Origin of the sequence: Marinomonas alcarazii, assembly GCF_003208215.1 — a bacterium.
Classification (GTDB): domain Bacteria; phylum Pseudomonadota; class Gammaproteobacteria; order Pseudomonadales; family Marinomonadaceae; genus Marinomonas; species Marinomonas alcarazii.
In genome coordinates this window covers 199,572-216,754 of the sequence record NZ_QKLW01000006.1, presented here as the reverse complement: position 1 = coordinate 216,754, position 17,183 = coordinate 199,572, and the positions used below count along the sequence as shown (strand labels likewise).

At 44.3% G+C, this 17,183-nt stretch carries 16 protein-coding genes and 1 riboswitch; of the genes, 7 read left to right on the top strand and 9 right to left on the bottom strand.

Translation table 11 applies throughout. The features are described from left to right. Positions 1 to 245: 245 nt before the first annotated feature. Both DFP75_RS13440 and DFP75_RS13435 read right to left on the bottom strand, forming a co-directional pair. The gene (locus tag DFP75_RS13440) at positions 246 to 1,454 is read right to left on the bottom strand and encodes an MFS transporter (protein WP_110576517.1); all 1,209 of its coding nucleotides are present in this window, start codon (positions 1,452 to 1,454) and stop codon (positions 246 to 248) included. A gap of 184 nt (positions 1,455 to 1,638) precedes the next feature. Further along, a complete protein-coding gene (locus DFP75_RS13435) occupies positions 1,639 to 2,568 on the bottom strand; it encodes a DMT family transporter (protein ID WP_110576515.1) in 930 nt (309 codons plus the stop codon). Positions 2,569 to 2,690: 122 nt separating this feature from the next. Further along, positions 2,691 to 2,852, bottom strand: a riboswitch (FMN riboswitch). Positions 2,853 to 3,042: 190 nt separating this feature from the next. Here DFP75_RS13435 and rarD point away from each other — a divergent pair. The 3 genes from rarD to DFP75_RS13420 all read left to right on the top strand — a co-directional run bounded on the left by rarD (position 3,043) and on the right by DFP75_RS13420 (position 5,523). Further along, positions 3,043 to 3,951 carry an EamA family transporter RarD gene (gene rarD / locus DFP75_RS13430; RefSeq protein WP_110576513.1) on the top strand — a complete coding sequence of 303 codons (909 nt, stop codon included), beginning with the start codon at positions 3,043 to 3,045 and terminating at the stop codon, positions 3,949 to 3,951. Positions 3,952 to 4,128: 177 nt separating this feature from the next. After that, on the top strand, positions 4,129 to 4,566 hold the full coding sequence (locus DFP75_RS13425) for a hypothetical protein (protein ID WP_110576511.1): 438 nt from the start codon (positions 4,129 to 4,131) through the stop codon (positions 4,564 to 4,566). Positions 4,567 to 4,716: 150 nt separating this feature from the next. After that, positions 4,717 to 5,523: an ATP-grasp domain-containing protein gene (locus tag DFP75_RS13420; RefSeq protein WP_110576509.1), complete on the top strand. Its 807-nt coding sequence runs from the start codon at positions 4,717 to 4,719 to the stop codon at positions 5,521 to 5,523. 127 nt (positions 5,524 to 5,650) lie between these two features. On the opposite strand, the gene DFP75_RS13415 is transcribed toward DFP75_RS13420, so the two are convergent. The 7 genes from DFP75_RS13415 to DFP75_RS13385 all read right to left on the bottom strand — a co-directional run bounded on the left by DFP75_RS13415 (position 5,651) and on the right by DFP75_RS13385 (position 13,900). After that, entirely contained in the window at positions 5,651 to 6,118 is a 468-nt protein-coding gene (locus DFP75_RS13415; protein ID WP_110576507.1) for a hypothetical protein, read from the bottom strand. A 288-nt stretch (positions 6,119 to 6,406) separates the two neighbouring features. Continuing rightward, positions 6,407 to 8,392 carry a HAMP domain-containing methyl-accepting chemotaxis protein gene (locus tag DFP75_RS13410; protein WP_110576505.1) on the bottom strand — a complete coding sequence of 662 codons (1,986 nt, stop codon included), beginning with the start codon at positions 8,390 to 8,392 and terminating at the stop codon, positions 6,407 to 6,409. A 155-nt stretch (positions 8,393 to 8,547) separates the two neighbouring features. Continuing rightward, entirely contained in the window at positions 8,548 to 8,817 is a 270-nt protein-coding gene (locus tag DFP75_RS13405; RefSeq protein ID WP_110576503.1) for an amphi-Trp domain-containing protein, read from the bottom strand. After that, positions 8,814 to 10,148: a metallophosphoesterase family protein gene (locus DFP75_RS13400; protein WP_110576501.1), complete on the bottom strand. Its 1,335-nt coding sequence runs from the start codon at positions 10,146 to 10,148 to the stop codon at positions 8,814 to 8,816. The genes DFP75_RS13405 and DFP75_RS13400 overlap by 4 nt, the downstream gene beginning before the upstream one ends. A gap of 50 nt (positions 10,149 to 10,198) precedes the next feature. Beyond that, positions 10,199 to 11,299, bottom strand: coding sequence for an HprK-related kinase B (locus DFP75_RS13395; RefSeq protein WP_110576499.1), 1,101 nt, complete (start codon positions 11,297 to 11,299; stop codon positions 10,199 to 10,201). Further along, positions 11,296 to 12,237 carry a GAK system ATP-grasp enzyme gene (locus tag DFP75_RS13390; protein ID WP_110576497.1) on the bottom strand — a complete coding sequence of 314 codons (942 nt, stop codon included), beginning with the start codon at positions 12,235 to 12,237 and terminating at the stop codon, positions 11,296 to 11,298. Before DFP75_RS13390 ends, DFP75_RS13395 begins: the two co-directional genes overlap by 4 nt. Continuing rightward, on the bottom strand, positions 12,230 to 13,900 hold the full coding sequence (locus DFP75_RS13385; protein ID WP_110576495.1) for a phosphotransferase family protein: 1,671 nt from the start codon (positions 13,898 to 13,900) through the stop codon (positions 12,230 to 12,232). Before DFP75_RS13385 ends, DFP75_RS13390 begins: the two co-directional genes overlap by 8 nt. Positions 13,901 to 14,005: 105 nt before the next feature. On the opposite strand from DFP75_RS13385, the gene DFP75_RS13380 reads away from it, so the two are divergent. From DFP75_RS13380 to DFP75_RS13365, 4 genes are all read left to right on the top strand, one after another. Continuing rightward, positions 14,006 to 14,488 carry a GNAT family N-acetyltransferase gene (locus tag DFP75_RS13380; protein ID WP_110576493.1) on the top strand — a complete coding sequence of 161 codons (483 nt, stop codon included), beginning with the start codon at positions 14,006 to 14,008 and terminating at the stop codon, positions 14,486 to 14,488. Between the two features lie 5 nt (positions 14,489 to 14,493). Then, positions 14,494 to 14,892: a GFA family protein gene (locus DFP75_RS13375; protein WP_110576491.1), complete on the top strand. Its 399-nt coding sequence runs from the start codon at positions 14,494 to 14,496 to the stop codon at positions 14,890 to 14,892. A 3-nt stretch (positions 14,893 to 14,895) separates the two neighbouring features. Further along, a complete protein-coding gene (locus DFP75_RS13370; protein WP_110576489.1) occupies positions 14,896 to 15,501 on the top strand; it encodes a DNA-3-methyladenine glycosylase I in 606 nt (201 codons plus the stop codon). A 154-nt stretch (positions 15,502 to 15,655) separates the two neighbouring features. After that, positions 15,656 to 16,954, top strand: a complete 1,299-nt coding sequence (locus tag DFP75_RS13365) for a methyl-accepting chemotaxis protein (RefSeq protein WP_110576487.1) — start codon at positions 15,656 to 15,658, stop codon at positions 16,952 to 16,954. Positions 16,955 to 17,183 lie beyond the last annotated feature (229 nt).

Here is a 17,183-nt window from a genome sequence, read left to right as displayed (position 1 = left end):
ACGACGCTGAATGAAGTGATGGCTCATGCAAAGCTTCTATGTATAGAGGTTAGACTCAACCTAGCCCTAAATTATTACAGTAACGACTAAAATATTTTTAAGTTATGAGAGTAAGGCAAAAAACAGAATGCTGCACTTAATTACAAAAACGGATTGAGTGAAGGAGAAGACAAAGAAGATTTAAAAGGAAGAAAAGGCCGCGTTTGGAAATACAAACACGGCCTATCGAAAAATACGCGCAAAGCCTACGAGACTGTTTTAATACGTCCTGCCCACAAGCTAAACAACACACCAAAACAGCAAATACACAAGATCAATACGACCAAACCAGAAAGCCCATAGGCAGCAATGGCTGTAGCAAACGTCGGCGGCCCAACCGTCGCACCAAGGTTACCAAACTGCGCCAGTAAACCATAACCCTGCGCTTGCTCACTTGGATTACGAGCAAGGGTTGGGATCATTGCCAAAGCGGAGCCTGGCACCATACCAAGGAACAACACCATCGCGCCAACCACCAGACAAAACAATTCTGGCGAACCGCTAATAAGAGACAGCAAAAGCACACTACTGGCCACGCCACAATACGCCATTAAAGCAACACGTTGCGGCCGCATTAGATATTGTGCAATAGCCCCAGCGAGAAAGGTGCCGCCTGTACTAATCAATGGCAACACCACCATCATCAATTTTTGTAATGTCGAATCACCAATCAAACCGGGTACATAAGTCAGCACCGACACCAAAGTGCAGGTATAAAACAAGAATACGCAGCTTGGTAACAGAGCCCGAGGATTCTGATAGATTTTAGCCATCTGTCTTAAAAAGCCATCCTGCATTTCCGTCACAGGAACCAAATCCAATACCGGATTTTTTCTTAGCTTAAAAAACAACACCACACCGATTGTGGTGATAAAAAGTCCATGGCTTAAAAATAAAGTCTGCAAACCGTATTGGTCTAAAATATTTTTTCCAGCCCAACCACATAGCGCAAACGCAACACCAAAGAAGGTGCCCCAAATTCCCATGGTTAAAGACTTATGATTTGATGCACTTAATTTGGCAATCAAAGTCGGCGCCGCAACCACCACGCCCAATTGCGAAAAGCCTTCCAGCATTCGTGTCACGAATAACACATTAAAAGTTGGCAAAGTGGATTGAATCAGAGACAGACTGCCGCCCAGCAACAAAGCACCAACCAACACCTTCAAATAACCAAACCGACTGGCAATCATACCCGCCGACACCCCGAAGATTAAGCCAGCAATACCAACCGCAGACAACGCCGCGCCTGTTGACGTCGGCCCCATTTGATAATGCTCAAGCAAACCATCAAACGATACCGAGAACTTCGCAAACTGCATCGCCGCAGAAATACCTGCTACCCACAATAAAATAACGTTTAGCCACTGGGTTTTCGGCTCAGGGATAGATGATTGAAAAGAAGAGTTTGGCATCTCGCTTCCTTATTAGAATGAAAATTAAGCCATCGACCAAGAAGATGCACTTAAAAACTGACCTAATGGACAAGTTGTGGGCGCTATTCTAAAGCAAAAAGCACCAAAAATGGGCAGGTATTTCTATTAAAATAAGGAATGGTCTGACAAACTCTCTGCCAGACCATTAAAGGAAAAACTAAACCTACTGAGTGACAGCTGTTAATTCGGCTTTTCTCAGCTCTTTCATGCGCAAGCCGATGTTGCCGAGGATGAGCATCAAGCCACCGATGATTTGGTAAGCGGTTAAGCCCATATCAAGGAATAGCCAGTTGATCGCAGCGGCGAAGACAGGGAAAGACAGCTCAGCTAAAGTAGCGAGTTGCGCAGGGACCGTTTTTAAGCCTTGGTAATAGAACCACATGCCGATAAAGCCACTGAGTAATGCCATTACCACTAATAAGCTTAAGTCGATCGATGTCATCACCTTCAAACCATCAGACTGCGCCAATGCCATCGGTAGCAACACCAATAATCCAGCAACAAAACGGCCTGACATAATCGCGTTGGCAGGCATATGTTGGTAAGACAAGTATTTGCCACAGACCGTGGCCGCGCCCCAAGCGATGACTGCAATCAGGGTATAACCGTAACCCTTCATGATGCTTAACGTATCATCTGAGTAATGCCATTGCGCGTCGCCTAGTTGACGCAAATCCGGCCACATCATCACAAAGCTACCCATTAAAATCACCGCAGCCCAGCGAACAAATTGTCCTTCAATGCGCTCTTTCAATAACCAATAAGCCAGCAAAATCGCCACGATTGGCTGTAGTTTTTGTAGCAAGATAACGACCGTTGGATTCAAATAGTGAAAGGCCTCGGTAAATGCCAAGGTGCCCATGGCCGAACCGATACCACCAATAAAAAACAAACACGAAAAACCGCTTATCGACATATGACGATAAACATGGCGATAGCGCCACAGCATAGGTGCGACAAACAGCACCAAGGTAAGGTGTTCGATTAGGACTATTTGCAGTGTGGAATAACCCGCCCCTAATAAAGGGTAGCGAATTAAGGTATCTAATGCCCACGTGAAACACGCGATCATGATAAAAAATGTGCCTGCCATCTTTGATTTCTCCAAATAAAATAAGATGCACAGGGGTGATGAGAACGAATAGTACCAAGATCTGCACACAATAATGCACAGTTCAGATACACCTAACCAACCATTAGGCGTAACAAAAGCTTGGTCGACTTCTATCATCCGGACTATGACCGTCGGCTCTGGAGTCTCACCAGATCTGCTGACCTTTGTTTATAAAAACAAAGCGCTCGCGGGCTGTTGATAGATTCTTCAATCTAGTCAAATCACCGCCGGTGGGGAATTTCGCCCCGCCCCGAAGTTCGATTAATGTAAATATACATTTGTATAAAAATATATGGCTTAACTTTAAACGCATCCCGCTCTTTAGGCAATAAGCGCAACGTACGTGTTTATGAAATGCTGTATTTACTAGACAACAAAAACCTGACCAAGTATCCAATATTGATATACACTGACTCACCTAAAAATTCTCTTACATTGAATAGGAAGATTTCAATGCAAACCTCGTCCAAAAGCGGCATCCTTTTCGCACTAACGGCATTCACCTTATGGGCTATCGCACCGATTTACTTTAAGGAAATGTCATTTGTTCCCGCGACAGAGATTCTTGCCCATCGAGTCATTTGGTCTTGTGTCATTGTCCTCGTGCTAATCGTCCTATTGCGGTACACCAATGCCTTAAAAAAGGTATTACGTTCACCTAAAATCCTGATGGCCATGCTGATATCAACCCTCCTTATTGGCTTGAATTGGGGCACGTTTATTTGGGCCGTACAAAATAACAAAATGCTAAGCGCCAGCTTGGGTTATTACATAAACCCTCTCATTAGTATTTTATTGGGTATGATTTTCTTCAAAGACAAACTGGATAAAGTCCGCAAAGCAGCAGTGGTTTTATGTTTCTGCGCTGTGGTATTTGAAGTTATCCAATTTGGTTCTTTACCTTGGATTGCTTTAATTCTAGCGATGACCTTTGGCTTTTATGGCTTAGTAAGAAAAAAGATTGCGGTGGATAGTTTTACTGGAATGGCGATTGAAACTGCCATTATGCTGCCTTTGGCTCTTACCTATTTGATACTCAGCCCTTCACCAAGCGCTAACATGTTTGAAAACAGCGCGAGTGTAAATTGGCTGCTATTTGCAGCTGGCCCAGTCACTATGGTTCCGTTGATGTGCTTTGCGGCAGCGGCAAACAGAGTCAGCATGGTGACTCTTGGCTTCTTCCAGTACATCGGACCAACAGGCATGTTTTTTCTAGCGGTCTTTTTGTATGACGAGCCACTTAGCGCCGAAAAACTCACCACTTTTGTACTGATTTGGTCGGCATTGGCAATGCTGATTGTAGACTCTATTCGTCGTATTCGAAAAACGAAACCCGTACTTACTGATAAAGAAGCAGTCTAGCTTCTTAATAAACTGATGGGATGGGAGCGAAGTGCGTGATCCGCTTTCGCTCATTCGTAAAGACTGAAGATTCCCCGTAATCAACAAGGAAGCATCGCGGTAACGCGTGGGCCTCTCTTTTTATTGATATAAGAAGCTCTATTGTTAGAAACATCTTCAATTAGGTGACTTCTTTCCATGAACATTAATATCCAAAAAACCTTTGCTAAAACATTCTCAACGATCTTTTTCACCCTCGCAGGCTTTGTTGTTTTCGCCAGCTTCGCCGGAGCGTTCAGTGAATACAATCACGGCGAAAGCCTCACCCAAGTGATCATTAAGATCATCAACTCTAACATCATCGCCATTGCCGTATTTGAGCTGGCGATGGTGATAAATAAAGAATACGGCAGCGATAACGAGCATGACATTATTGTTTTATTACGACGAACCTTGCCGAGGTTTATCGGTACAGTTTGTGTTGCTATGGCATTAGAAGGCTTAATTATGGTGATCAAATACAGCCAGCTCGATATGGCGGGGAACTTGTATTACCCCGTAGCCATTGTTGCTAGTGCGGGGTTCTTGCTTATCTCTCTTGGCGTTTTTCTAAAATACGCACCTCGAGAACATTAAGTTGTTAAAGCTTGAGGAACTGGAAAAAAGCGTCCATAAAATGACCTTATGCAGCACCATAAGGTCATTAAAATTATGGTGTTTTTTTTGTTTCTTTTTTAGCAATCAAGCCTCACAATCGCGGCATGTTTAGCCACTGATTATTACCAAATGAAGATCATCTCTTTTGACGCCCTAAGAACACTACATTTACCCCAGGTCCGCTACATCAAACCAGAATCTATGTACGACCACCTTGATGAGATCAAAGAAGCCGACTGGCTATTATTTCCTCAATACTGGCAGCTTAATGCATTAGTTCACGGGCTAAAAAAGCGAATTTTCCCTAGTCTTGCTACTTATATGATTGGCCACGACAAAGTAGAGATGACTCGAACTTTTCGTACCGTTGTACCACTGCAACACCCCTATACAATTATTGCGGCGAATACGCCCTATGAAGCGGAAAAAATTTGGGATGAAATGCCATCGCCTTTTGTCGCTAAAATCCCTCGCAGCAGTATGGGTAATGGCGTTTTCTTGATAGAAACCATTGGTCAGTGGCGTGATTACCTTGCTCAAACCGACGTATTGTATGCGCAAGAATATCTACCAATAGACAGAGACATGCGTGTTATTTGGGTGGGCAATAAAATTGTCAGTGGTTATTGGCGTCTGCAGTCAGACAATGGTTTCCATAACAACATCAGCCAAGGCGGGCAGGTGGAAGTTGCCTTAATACCAAAAGAAGCGCAGGACTTAGTCACATATTTAGCTGAATCACTGGACATTAATCATGCCGGATTCGATATTGCCATGGTAGGTTCTACGCCTTATGTGATTGAAATCAATCGCATATTTGGCAATCAAGGTTTGCCCAATATCCAACATGATGTAAATACAGAGCTGCTTAATTACCTCAATGAGCAGCATTTGCTATCAATTACCACTCTCACAGATCAGCCAATAGGGTTTTGATTCTTTAATAAATCTTGCAAAGGGAAATCACTCTTTGCAAGATTCATGCAGCAGATCGCCACCGCACCAACGCCGCTGTAAACCTATCAGTACTGACTGCTATTTTTACATGGAAGCATCTAAGCGATTACTTAACTTGCCTACCCATCAAGATCATCCGATCAAGCGCAGTGTTCAAAGACTTGACGACCTCAGGTTTGATACGAGTGTAAGCCGTACAGTCATTAATCGCTGCGGCGTAGTCTGTGAAGAGCTTTTTTTCGGTGTAGCGTTCGTTAAGGTGAGACGCAAACGTTTTCTTTTGTCGATCAAACAGCGTCTGCATTAGTTTCGCCTGAACGGCATTGCCGCCATACATGCTTAATAATTTTGGCGTGACCACATCATCCTGCAGGAAGCTTCTATACGCAGATAAACCACGGTGAACGACAGCCATGTCTTCCGAGGAATAATGATCGGCATAATCATCCAGCTTGGAGTCAACAAATTCAACCAAAGCAACGCAGGTATTCAGCTTGTTGATAGACGGATTCGCGGCCCATACGGAGGAAAGCGAACACAGTAACCCAACCATAAAAACTAGGTATTTGGACATACTTAGCCCTTTCGTTTTTTATAATTATAGTGGTAATGAGTATCAGGTATTTCTTACTACTATAATGACAATTCAACTGTGGGACAATCAGAGATAACGCGCTCTGTTGAAGGAGGTAGATCTTTATCACCATACACGAAGTTAAGTCACAGTAGTAACATCGGCTATTTTTCATGGTTAAAGTCCATGCCAATACGGCAATAAAAAACCACTAACACTTTAAGGCGTTAGTGGTTATTTAAGCATTTATGTGACCAAAACAGCGTAAAGCCGAATGATTAACCAAAGTTAGCTTGCCAGTGTAAAGCGCTCCATGGTTTGTTTCATCGCAGCACTTTGCCCACTTAGCTCTTCCGCTGCGGCAGCGCCTTCTACAGAACCCGCCGCATTTTGCTCAACCACATCACCAACTGATGCCATCGCTTGAGACACTTCGTTTACCGCCAATGCTTGCTCATTACTCGCCGCAGCAATTTTCGCCACTATGGCCGAGGTTTCATTAATACCATCGAAAACATCTTTAAGAGATTTATCGGTACTTTCTGCAATAGCAACGCCATTCGCGGTCTTACTGGATGACAATTGGATCAACTTAGCCGTTTCAGCAGCCGCACCGGTACTTCTTGACGCTAAGCCACGCACTTCATCGGCAACCACCGCAAAGCCACGGCCTTGCTCGCCCGCTCTGGCAGCTTCAATGGCCGCATTTAATGCCAGCAAATTCGTTTGCTCTGCAATTTCATCAATGGTCTTAATAAAACCGGCAATACTTTCGCCAGCGGCTTTGATTTCATTCATTGCCACTATCATGGCCCGCATCTGTGATTGGCCTTCCACAACTGCTTTTTGAGCTTTATCAGCTAGCTGATTCGCCTCTTTAGCACTTTCAGCGTTTTCACTCGTTTGTACTGACAACTGTTCCAATGCCGCAGAAATTGTTTGTAGATTATCTTTCTGTTGAGTCGCACCTTCGGCAAGAGAGTGGCTGAAAATAGAAACCTGTGAACTACCCGCTGCAATTTGCTCCCCAGCATTTTGAATATCCAACAGTATAGAGTTAAGGTTTTTCACCATATCTTTCAAAGCTCGCCCTAAACTGTCTTTGTCAGAGGCTAATACAACTGTAGCAGTCAAATCGCCATCTGCAATTTTTTGAGCCAAAACCGCTTTCTCTTTCAAGCTTGCCACCATGACTCGAATAGCAGCATATAAGCTGGTTTCTTGTTCATTATTGCTTGGTAACTGAACTTCCAAGTCGCCTTTTGCCACGCCTCTTACGACTTGCGTGACCAAAGCAGGATCGCCACCTAATTGCGATGTGGTTGAACGGGTAATTAGCCAAGCAATGAGAGCCCCCAATAAGATGGCTATGACAACAGACACTTCAATAAGCACGATCGTAAACTCATTACTTTCGGTCAACTCGGGGCCAAGTTTATCTTGCTCGTTTTTAATGGATAACTTCAGGTCTTCTGTCATTTTTGTCACAACATTACCGATTGGATTCAATACATCATTCACAATCGCATTGCGATCTAATATAACAGCAACGGTTTGATCAAAGGCTTGCTTATAAATCACCATTTCTTGAGAAACCAAGTTTAATAAGGCCTTATGGGCTGGTTTTTGCAGCTCTTGATCAAGCTTCTGCATTTCCGCATTAAGATCAGTCACCTCTTGAGTAACCCTCTCAACAGCCTCAATATCGTTGGATTCTAGAAACTTCAGTACATACAAACGCGCGAGCAATAAATGCCTCATCGAAAGAGAAGCATGAAATGCTGCGTTAACATTGCCATCCTCTTTGGCTGAAATCAGTATTTCAGTCAGGTTTTTCTCAATCGTCGGACCTTTAAGGTTTAACACTTTTTCAACTAATTCGTTTCTTTGCCTTTTTAAATTCACCACCTCTTCAAAGCCATTAGAGTAATTGGTCATTGACTCTTCTAGCTCCTGTATAATCTTCAAGTCTTCGGGTGATTTAAGGTCTGTCGCGGCCTCATCAATGAGCGTCTGAGTTTTACCCCAGTAATAGTCAAATGCTTCTTTATCTTTTTCACTTCCGGTCGCAATATAGCTTTTCTCATCCATACGGACCATCAGCATATTTGCTTGCACCCGACCTACGGCATTCGTTGCCCTTGCCATCGATCGGTATTCATCAAAACCGCTCGATGCCTTGTTAAGAGCAAAAAATGCCGTCGTGCCAATCAAGGCTAAAAGACTAACAACAACGGCGAAGCCTAAATAAAGTTTTTGAGAGAACGAGAGCATATCCTTTTACCCCTAAGAGACGGTGATTAAAAATCAAACAGCTTACAACTGTACATTATATGTACAATTATGAAAATAAATGTGTTTTTTTGTCAATGCAACGGAAAAAATTCTGGATGTTTTTAAAAGTCGCCCAGAAGAGGGCGACAGAAGGGTCAAGAGGCAATATTAGGCGCTGTTTTATTCAGTCTTTTTGGTTGTTTTTCCCAACGAACTTTGACTTCAAATTGCTGGCTATCTTCATCTTCAGAAGCGGTTACTTTCAAGCGCAGTAATCCATTTGGATTAAGCAATAAAGCACCTTCCTTTTCATCACTAAATTCCAGTTTTCCTTTGCCCAACCCCTTGGAAAGCGCTTTTAATACATCCTGAATGTCTTCAGGGTTTAATAGCGCTTCGTGTTTAAATTCGGTTTTTGATTTCATAATGATTCCGCGTAAATTCCTTGTAGTTCAGTAGCAGTCATGACTTTTGCAGTAGGATAGTCACAACTAAGGCCCACAATACCGACATTTTTATCAATTAAGGTGGCGCCTATGCCATAACCATTTAAACCTTCGGCACTTCGAGAATGACAATCTAAGGTGATGTCGGCTTCAACATGCACCAAGCCTTTTTTAATGGTCACTCGCTGGCCTTGTTGGCGGTTAATGTGGCCTTGCACCACCACATGAATACCTGCTTTGTGAATGGCATGTACGCCACGGTGCGTCAAAGGCAGATCTGCGTCGCGGTATTTTGTTCGAAACGTATTGGCGATCGAACTGTAATAGAAACTGAATAAATCACGACGTTTTAGATTCTGATGAAACGCTTTGTTCGCATACTTAGTGCCGTTTTTCAGCAGCATTAGCCCCATGCTGTCGTCCAGCCCGGCATGCAAAAACAAAAAGGAGCCCCGCTTGGCAACCAATTCCATCTTGCGGAAAAACCAGTTGAATTCGCCTTTCTTATGTAAAAACAACTGTTGGCATTTCAACGAGGTTGCGTAGATTTGTCGCAGACTCAATCCTGCTGACAAACAATGTTTTTCAAAGCTATGGTTTTTCGACTCCATTTTTCGCACTTCACGATCAATCCCCTCAGCGGTCAAAAAGCCAGCAGCATGAAACGGAAACGCTTTAAACCAATCATCACCTGGGAATAGCAACTCACGACATGAGTCTTCATCGGGAATTTTTTTATCCCACTTTGTATCCGCTAAATATTCGTCGAAGACTTCACGAAACAGAGGCACGACTTTTTTGCCCATGCGTACAAAAAAGTGCTGGTTACCCACGTCTTTTTTACGCGCCAACGCCAACAAGCCCATCAGTAAACGCAAATCATGATTACCAGCCAACAAGGTGACACGCGCTTTAAGCTTATAAAGCTGTTTTACACTCCGCAGTAATTCTAAGTTGCTGGGACCTTTATCTAAACAATCACCACCCACAATGATTTCAGATCGCTTGCCTTTTTTCGTCAAGGTAAGGTGCCCTAGCCCCGCTTTTTTCTTACGTTCAGCGACACCAGCCGCAATCAAGGAAGCCTCAAAAGCAAGCGCGTCCGCATGAGGATCAGAAATAAACACCACAGAGCGCTTAGGCCAACGTAGTTTATTCTTTTGATAACGCTTAGGCGTATCTTGAGCCGCGAGTACATGGCTGTTCACCGAACTGTTATCACGCGGCCATGTTGTCCAAGCATTTGGCAAACGCTTGATAATGTCCGTATGGTTTGGGTGCTCTGTAATCACAGGGATAGGGCTTTGCATGGTGAAAATTACCTTTTATTTAAAAGTGCCATTAATCGAGCACTTAAGTTTCAATCAAGTGCAGCGATTAATTCATAGGCGCGATCAAAATCGATCTTACCGGTGAGCCGATAAACCTTCACATGCTCAAGTTCATTGCCATAATGCGCCACAGAATCTATGGCGTTAAGATCAGCAAAAGCACCGGATTTATCTTGATAAAACGGCCCCGGACGTTTGCGCAGCCCTTCGATCACTTCCGGCTGAGAAGCCAAATCAACCCTCTCAAGTTGCGTCGACTCAGCACTGTCTAGCGACCAATCCAACATAATGAGGCGAGACAGGTTGCCAGCTAGACGTACGCGGTTTGGCCCGTATTCATCTTCGATTTGCACATCGTATTTTTCTTCCAAAGACCACAGCTCACTTTGCGGCATTTGGCGCAAGGCTTGTTGACGAGACTCTGGCAAAATATGGCGTAGACGATCGGAATGCAAAAGGGTGCCGGGATTCACCCGCGGCAGCTTTGCCAAGCCGATGGTTTGCGTACCTTGTTCGGTCTTCTTAAACGCTGTCTTTTTTAGTAAAATTCGGTCGTTGGTGAGGAAATCGCGCTCTGACTGTTCCAAGCAACGCAGCATCAAGGTGGACTTACCACCGCCTGAGCCTGCGGCAATAGCCGTCGTTTCACCATTCACACAAAACGCCGACGCATGCCCCAAGGTAAAGCCTTGACGCAAATAATGATTCAAAAACTGGTTGTTAATAAAATTGATAATCTGCGCCAAATTAGACGAACAAGGGCCAACAGCAACGGTATGATCCGGTCGCTGTAAAAACGTCATGCCGGTTTTAAATTTCTTAATCCAGCGTCCACCAGCCACATCGATGAAACCTTCCTTGCGTCCTTGCTTGCCCTCTTCACGAGGCACTTCTAGCCATTCCAATTCATCGCCAACGACGCTTTGCTCCATCACGTAAAGGTTCAAAGACGTTGTGGTATGGACTTCCGCTTTTAAATAACTGCGATAATAATCGGCGATACCTGCCAACAACATAGCCTCGTTAGAGTGCACAGTGATAGATAACTCGGCAAAATGAAGTCGAATCGTTTCGGTACACTGGCTTAATGCTTCGTTTACATGGGGCAAGTTCAATAAGGTTTTCATCATGATGCGATCTCCTTCTTCTGTAATGTGCCTGTTTGTTGGACACACTCTTGTAAGGCGCATTGCTCTAAAACAAAATCCGCGTACACACTAGCAGCGTCAATATCACAACCTTCTAACGCGCCTTTAAAACCACCAAAAGCCGACACTTCAAAGACCACTGGGCCTTTATCCGTCAGAGCGATATCCACAGTGGTAAAACTCAGGTCGTAACAGGATTGGGCTCGGCGGCCTAATTCAATCAACTCGGCATCTGGCTCAAACTGCTCATATTTACCACCACTGTTAATCGTGGTGTTCCAAGAATCTTTATTGCCAACACGTGCGTAAGTACAAAGGTATTCACCGCCAACAAACACCATGCCCAAATCTCGGCCATCTAATTTCACCGTTTGCTGAATATAATAAATGGACTGACTCTGACGATACTCTTCCAATGCGTTACGAACAAATTCGTCACTGTCGTCTTCGGTCAACATAATCATGCCGCGGGCTTTAGTAGAATACAGCGGTTTTAAAATCGCTGAACCAAACTCTCTTACGGTGGCAAACGCTTGTTCTGGATTTTCTGTAATGCGCGTCAAGGGCATAGGAATATTGCCCTGTTGCAACGCCAAGGTGCCACTCAGGCGGTTCACTAAGTTACCGACACTTTGCGTCGGGCTAAACAATTTGACGCCAGCGCGTTCCGCATAAGACAACAGATGAATACGATCTTCTGTGGCGGGTGAATAGACGTCACTGATCTTCTTAATCACTAGACCATCTAAGGTCATCAGATCCAAATTTTTGTACATCAGTTGATTGGTATCTAAACGCAATTCTACTTGGCTCATATCAATCACGGCACGAAAGCCGGTACGTTCTTCAAGACGATCCGCCAATACTTCTGTGGACCATTTTCCCGGGATGCCAATGACCCCGATTCTCGGCTTATTCAACGTAAAGCTCCTTAAGCGGTAAAGTAAATGTTTGGGCTTGTTCTGATGACAGTCTCGCTAAGCACTCCAGCAAATAGCGAGCACGTAAATGCATTCGGGAAGCGAGTTTTTTATCGAAAATAAAACGTGTAGAAGTGGCAAACGAGCGAGCAAGACCCGCGGCTAAGCGCACTTCAAAAGTGATATCTTGCTGGCGAGAAGCAAAACGACGACCAAAGCGATATACCTCTTTGGCGCTTTCCATCATCTGCGTCCGCGTCTCACCACTTAACACTTGTAAGCGATAAATCGAGACCATTAGCACCGACAAATCCTGAACATAATCAAAATAAGACGCACGATGCAGATCGATAAAATACACGCGCTTTTCCGCATCATCGTAAATCAGATTGTCGACGTTAAAATCCCCATGGGTGAGCACGGAAAACGGCGCTCGCCAACGCGTTTCTTGTATCGCGACGCGACGTATTAACTCATCAAAGCTTAGACTGATGTAGCCACAAATGCGTTCTTCCTCTTTGAAAAACTCAGGATGCACCTTACGACTGTCTCCAATACGCTTTTGCAACTGTCCCATGAAATTCGCTGTGCAAGACTCAGGCGTCAGGCTCACTTTCCATGTTTGATTCAGGGTTTTAAATAAGGCTTTCAACGCGGCTTTCGTAGCGTCTTGGTCACCGTCGAGCAGCAAAGCTTCCAAGGTCTTTCCCGGAATGTGTTCGATCAATAAAGACGATTGCTCATTGCTGTCATCCTTCTTCCCATTGACTTGAGATGTGCCTGTTTGAGAAAGAACGCTAGGGGCTAATCTAGGATCAATATTGCGCCATTGATTCACGCCAGCCACTTCTTCTTCAATCTTGGCGCGATCTCCTTCTTTGTAAACCGCCAACACCTCTTTGCCAGATTCATCCTTGTGAGTAATCGCTGCAATGGCACTGCCAGAGCGAGTCAACGCCAAACGGCGAACTTTCAAATCTCGCAGGTCATAATTTAGATTGGTCGCGCTGTCCAATAAATGAGGGTAATTTTGCAATGTCGCCACTTGACCAAGATCCGCTTTAATCAAGGCTTCCGCCACCACGCCTAATTGTTCTATCAGGCGTTTCACACTGACATTGCTTAGAACCGCAGCGCGCAATTGGTCATCGCTCAGATCAAACTTCGCTTGCAACGTTAACGCTTGCAGCTCGTTATAGCTCGCCAGCAGCTTATGCGTGCGTCGGCCTAGCTTGATGCCCGTTCGACGACGATTGTCGCTCACACCGACTTTCACTAAGCGCAAAGCACGTCTGATACGTTTCACCAACTTGCGACACTCTTGCCCTACAGGATGCTCGTAACTCTCCTCTAAAGTACCTTCCCGAATACAGTCAAAACAATGTTGAGTCAGCATTTCAAGGGCGATCACCAAGGAATGCATGCCTTTGACCTGAGCGTGAAAACTGGTATTGGCTTTACGGCGCTCTAACAACCGCGCCGTTTCAATATCGGCTTTTTCACGTAACGCTTGCACATAACCACGACGACCACGAATACTCGACAGCAGAGCCGTTGAACTGGAGGTAAAAAAAAGCTCAACGAGATGACAGTGTGTTTCGACCTCATGCAAGAGAAAAGACACGTGCTCTTGCAGAGTCGCCACAACTGGGGTTGAAGGCATAACTGTTTTCCCTTATTACTTCCCTTTGACTATACAGACAGTAGAAAGCATCTAGATGACAGTTCTGTGACAATCTGTCATCAGAACCTTTTACAAGGAGACAAAATGAAAGGACCCAACCCAGATAACAAAGAGCCGATCAACATCCGAGCTATCCAAGCAACAGACGCCGCTGCTTGGTCAGCCCTAAGAATCGAATTTTTGCCCGAAATCAAAGATATCAGCCAAGCGGAAGTCGACTCCTTCTTTCAAGGAAGCTATCCAAATGTACAAGAGGTGTTGGTGGCACTCGATGACAACCAACGCATGACAGGTTTTATCGAGCTGAGCCTTCGCGACAATGTTCCCGGCAGCAACCAGCAAACCACGCCTTACATCGAAGCTTGGTTTGTTTCGCCGGATTGCCAAGGACAAGGTATTGGCAAAGCCTTAATTCACGCCGCCGAGGAATGGGCCAATCAACAAGGTTTTCAGGAACTCGGCAGCGACGCCCCGATCACCAACGAGAAAAGCATCAACCTTCACAAACAACTTGGCTTTAACGAAATAGAACGCGTGGTGTGTTTATTGAAACCTTTGAAGGGGTAAATATCATGATCAAACAAGTCGGCCCAACAGAAATAAAACTCAAACACAAAGCCAGCTGTCATTGTGGCGCTGTTGAATTGGAATTAACCCTGCCTAACGGCATCGAAAACCCAAGGCGCTGTGATTGCTCTATTTGCCGTCGTAAAGGTGCCATCGTAGGCTCTGTCGCACTAAACAATCTTCGAATCGTTAAAGGCCATGATGTTTTAAAGCTTTATCAATTCAACACCAGCACAGCCAAGCATTTCTTCTGCTCGAACTGTGGCATTTACACCCACCACCAACGCCGCTCAAACCCTACTGAGTTCGGCTACAACATAGGCTGTCTTGAAGGAGTGAACCCTTATGATCTTGGTGAAGTACAAATAGTCGACGGCGTTAATCATCCGGCTGATAGGAAATAGCATATGGGTACAAATACTGAATCAGACATTAAAACTCGCTGCGCATGGGCAAGTTCCGCGCCAGGCTTCCCTCATTACCACGATACTGAATGGGGTTTTCCAGTCGATGACGACCAACGATTATTTGAAAAGCTTTGCCTGGAAACCTTTCAGTCTGGCTTAAGCTGGAGAACGATCTTGAGCAAGCGAGACAACTTTCGCCTCGCCTTCGAGAATTTCGATTTTCATAAGATAGCGCAGTTTGGTGAAAACGAAATAGCAGAATTACTCAGCAACCAAGGCATCGTGCGAAATAAACGCAAAATCCTCGCAGTGATTAACAATGCCAAACGTGCTATTGAAATGGTCGAAAAAGAAGGTTCATTAGCGGTGTTTATTTGGCGCTACGAGCCTGACGAAAACACCCTACCACCGCCAGAAATCCAAACCACCTGCGCCGAATCCATCGCCCTTTCTAAAGAACTCAAAAAACGCGGCTGGCAATTCGTCGGCCCAACGACCATGTACGCCTTCATGCAATCCATGGGACTCATCAACGACCATGCTGAAAGCTGCTTTATGCGGGAGGAAATTGATCGAGCGCGGAAAGAGTTTGAAAGGCCAAGATGATAAAAATATTTATTTTTTGATTACGCAAATATCAATCCCTTAATCCATAATTAAAAAATAAATATGGAATGGAAGTTATCTTCTTCCTTATTTAGCAAAAAATAACCATCCGTTTGTTAAGCAGGTTAAAAACCGTTATTTAAGGATAGCCTAGATGTTTTTCAGCAAAAAAGAAGATAAGCCCTCGGTTTCAACACAGCAAGTTCAGCAGTTAAAACAATGCCACGATGAATTAAACGCTATAAAGCAAAATACGGCGTGTATCAGCTTCAATGTGGAAGGCATTATCTTAGATGCCAATCCCATTTTTTTGGACGCCATCGGTTACACACTAGAAGAAATCGTCGGTAAACATCATCGTATTTTTTGTGACGTAGAATATGCAAAGTCAGCAGAGTACAAAACCTTCTGGGATGACTTAAAAGCGGGCAAATCCTTTAATGGCACTTTTTTGCGTTTCAAAAAAGACAAGCAACCCATTCATTTAGAAGCCAGTTACTTTCCCGTATCTGGTGATAGCAGCAAAGTGACAAAGATCCTCAAAATAGCCAATGACATCACCGAAATGCAAGAATCCTTAGCAAGCAAAAATGCGGTGTTGACGGCATTGGACCGCTCCCTTGCGGTCATAGAGTTTGACCCAGAGGGCTATATACTTCATGCCAACAGTAATTTTTTAAGAACCATGAAATGCGAACTGAAAGAGATTGTTGGCAAACATCATAAAATGTTCTGTGATGAAAAATTTTACAGGGAGCATCCTAATTTTTGGACAGATTTGGCCCGTGGGCAACATTCATCCGGACGCTTCCAACGCTTTAATGGTGATGGAAAATCCATTTGGTTAGAAGCGACGTACAATCCAATTTTTGATGATAAAGGTCGAGTACACAAAGTCATTAAGTTCGCCTCAGACATTTCAGAGCGCGTAAACAATGCCATAAACGCGATTGAACTCGCTGCCGCCACGTCTGAGCAAACCAGCCAGGTATCATCCAACGCTGTAAATATCCTCAATGCTTCAGTACAAACCTCTAATGAAATTGCTGAAAAAGTAAAAAGCGCTGCAGACATAGGAGATTTACTCAAAACACAATCCAAAAGCATTTCCGACATAGTCGTCACCATTCGATCCATTGCAGACCAAACCAATTTACTCGCCCTAAACGCAGCAATAGAAGCGGCTCGAGCAGGTGATGCTGGACGCGGTTTCTCTGTAGTAGCTGATGAAGTTCGCAAACTCGCCAGCAACACCGCTGCGGCTACGGCTGAAATTGGCCAAGTGGTAGAGAAAAACCATAATTTGATCAATGAAATGGATAACATGTTGAGTTCGGTTACAGGCATTGCGCTTCACGGACAAGAAAGTATTAATGAGGTGTCTCGTGGTCTTACTGAAATTTCATCTGGCGTAGCGAGATTCGTCGAAATGGTCGATAAAATGAAAGATTAGCCCTTTTCACCCTAAGAGCTAACTCAATCAAATCGAGTTAGCTCTTTCACTTCAAGTCTTACTTCACCTACTTTCCAGCAATATCATGTTTCAGTAAAACGCCCTCAAATTGTGCAAAAATAAAGTATTGCATCGAAACATTTTCGGTCTTAACGTCAATTAATGCTGGTCACAAAATGCACGATTAAGTCTTTTAAATTCGGCTTAAATGATGGACAGTAAGAACAAT

Coding starts and splice junctions, on each gene's coding strand:
- DFP75_RS13415 (WP_110576507.1), bottom strand. CDS start 6,118: ATGTCCAAATACCTAGTTTTTATGGTTGGGTTACTGTGTTCGCTTTCC.
- DFP75_RS13410 (WP_110576505.1), bottom strand. CDS start 8,392: ATGCTCTCGTTCTCTCAAAAACTTTATTTAGGCTTCGCCGTTGTTGTT.
- rarD (WP_110576513.1), top strand. CDS start 3,043: ATGCAAACCTCGTCCAAAAGCGGCATCCTTTTCGCACTAACGGCATTC.
- DFP75_RS13440 (WP_110576517.1), bottom strand. CDS start 1,454: ATGCCAAACTCTTCTTTTCAATCATCTATCCCTGAGCCGAAAACCCAG.
- DFP75_RS13365 (WP_110576487.1), top strand. CDS start 15,656: ATGTTTTTCAGCAAAAAAGAAGATAAGCCCTCGGTTTCAACACAGCAA.
- DFP75_RS13385 (WP_110576495.1), bottom strand. CDS start 13,900: ATGCCTTCAACCCCAGTTGTGGCGACTCTGCAAGAGCACGTGTCTTTT.
- DFP75_RS13425 (WP_110576511.1), top strand. CDS start 4,129: ATGAACATTAATATCCAAAAAACCTTTGCTAAAACATTCTCAACGATC.
- DFP75_RS13400 (WP_110576501.1), bottom strand. CDS start 10,148: ATGCAAAGCCCTATCCCTGTGATTACAGAGCACCCAAACCATACGGAC.
- DFP75_RS13435 (WP_110576515.1), bottom strand. CDS start 2,568: ATGGCAGGCACATTTTTTATCATGATCGCGTGTTTCACGTGGGCATTA.
- DFP75_RS13420 (WP_110576509.1), top strand. CDS start 4,717: ATGAAGATCATCTCTTTTGACGCCCTAAGAACACTACATTTACCCCAG.
- DFP75_RS13405 (WP_110576503.1), bottom strand. CDS start 8,817: ATGAAATCAAAAACCGAATTTAAACACGAAGCGCTATTAAACCCTGAA.
- DFP75_RS13370 (WP_110576489.1), top strand. CDS start 14,896: ATGGGTACAAATACTGAATCAGACATTAAAACTCGCTGCGCATGGGCA.
- DFP75_RS13380 (WP_110576493.1), top strand. CDS start 14,006: ATGAAAGGACCCAACCCAGATAACAAAGAGCCGATCAACATCCGAGCT.
- DFP75_RS13395 (WP_110576499.1), bottom strand. CDS start 11,299: ATGATGAAAACCTTATTGAACTTGCCCCATGTAAACGAAGCATTAAGC.
- DFP75_RS13375 (WP_110576491.1), top strand. CDS start 14,494: ATGATCAAACAAGTCGGCCCAACAGAAATAAAACTCAAACACAAAGCC.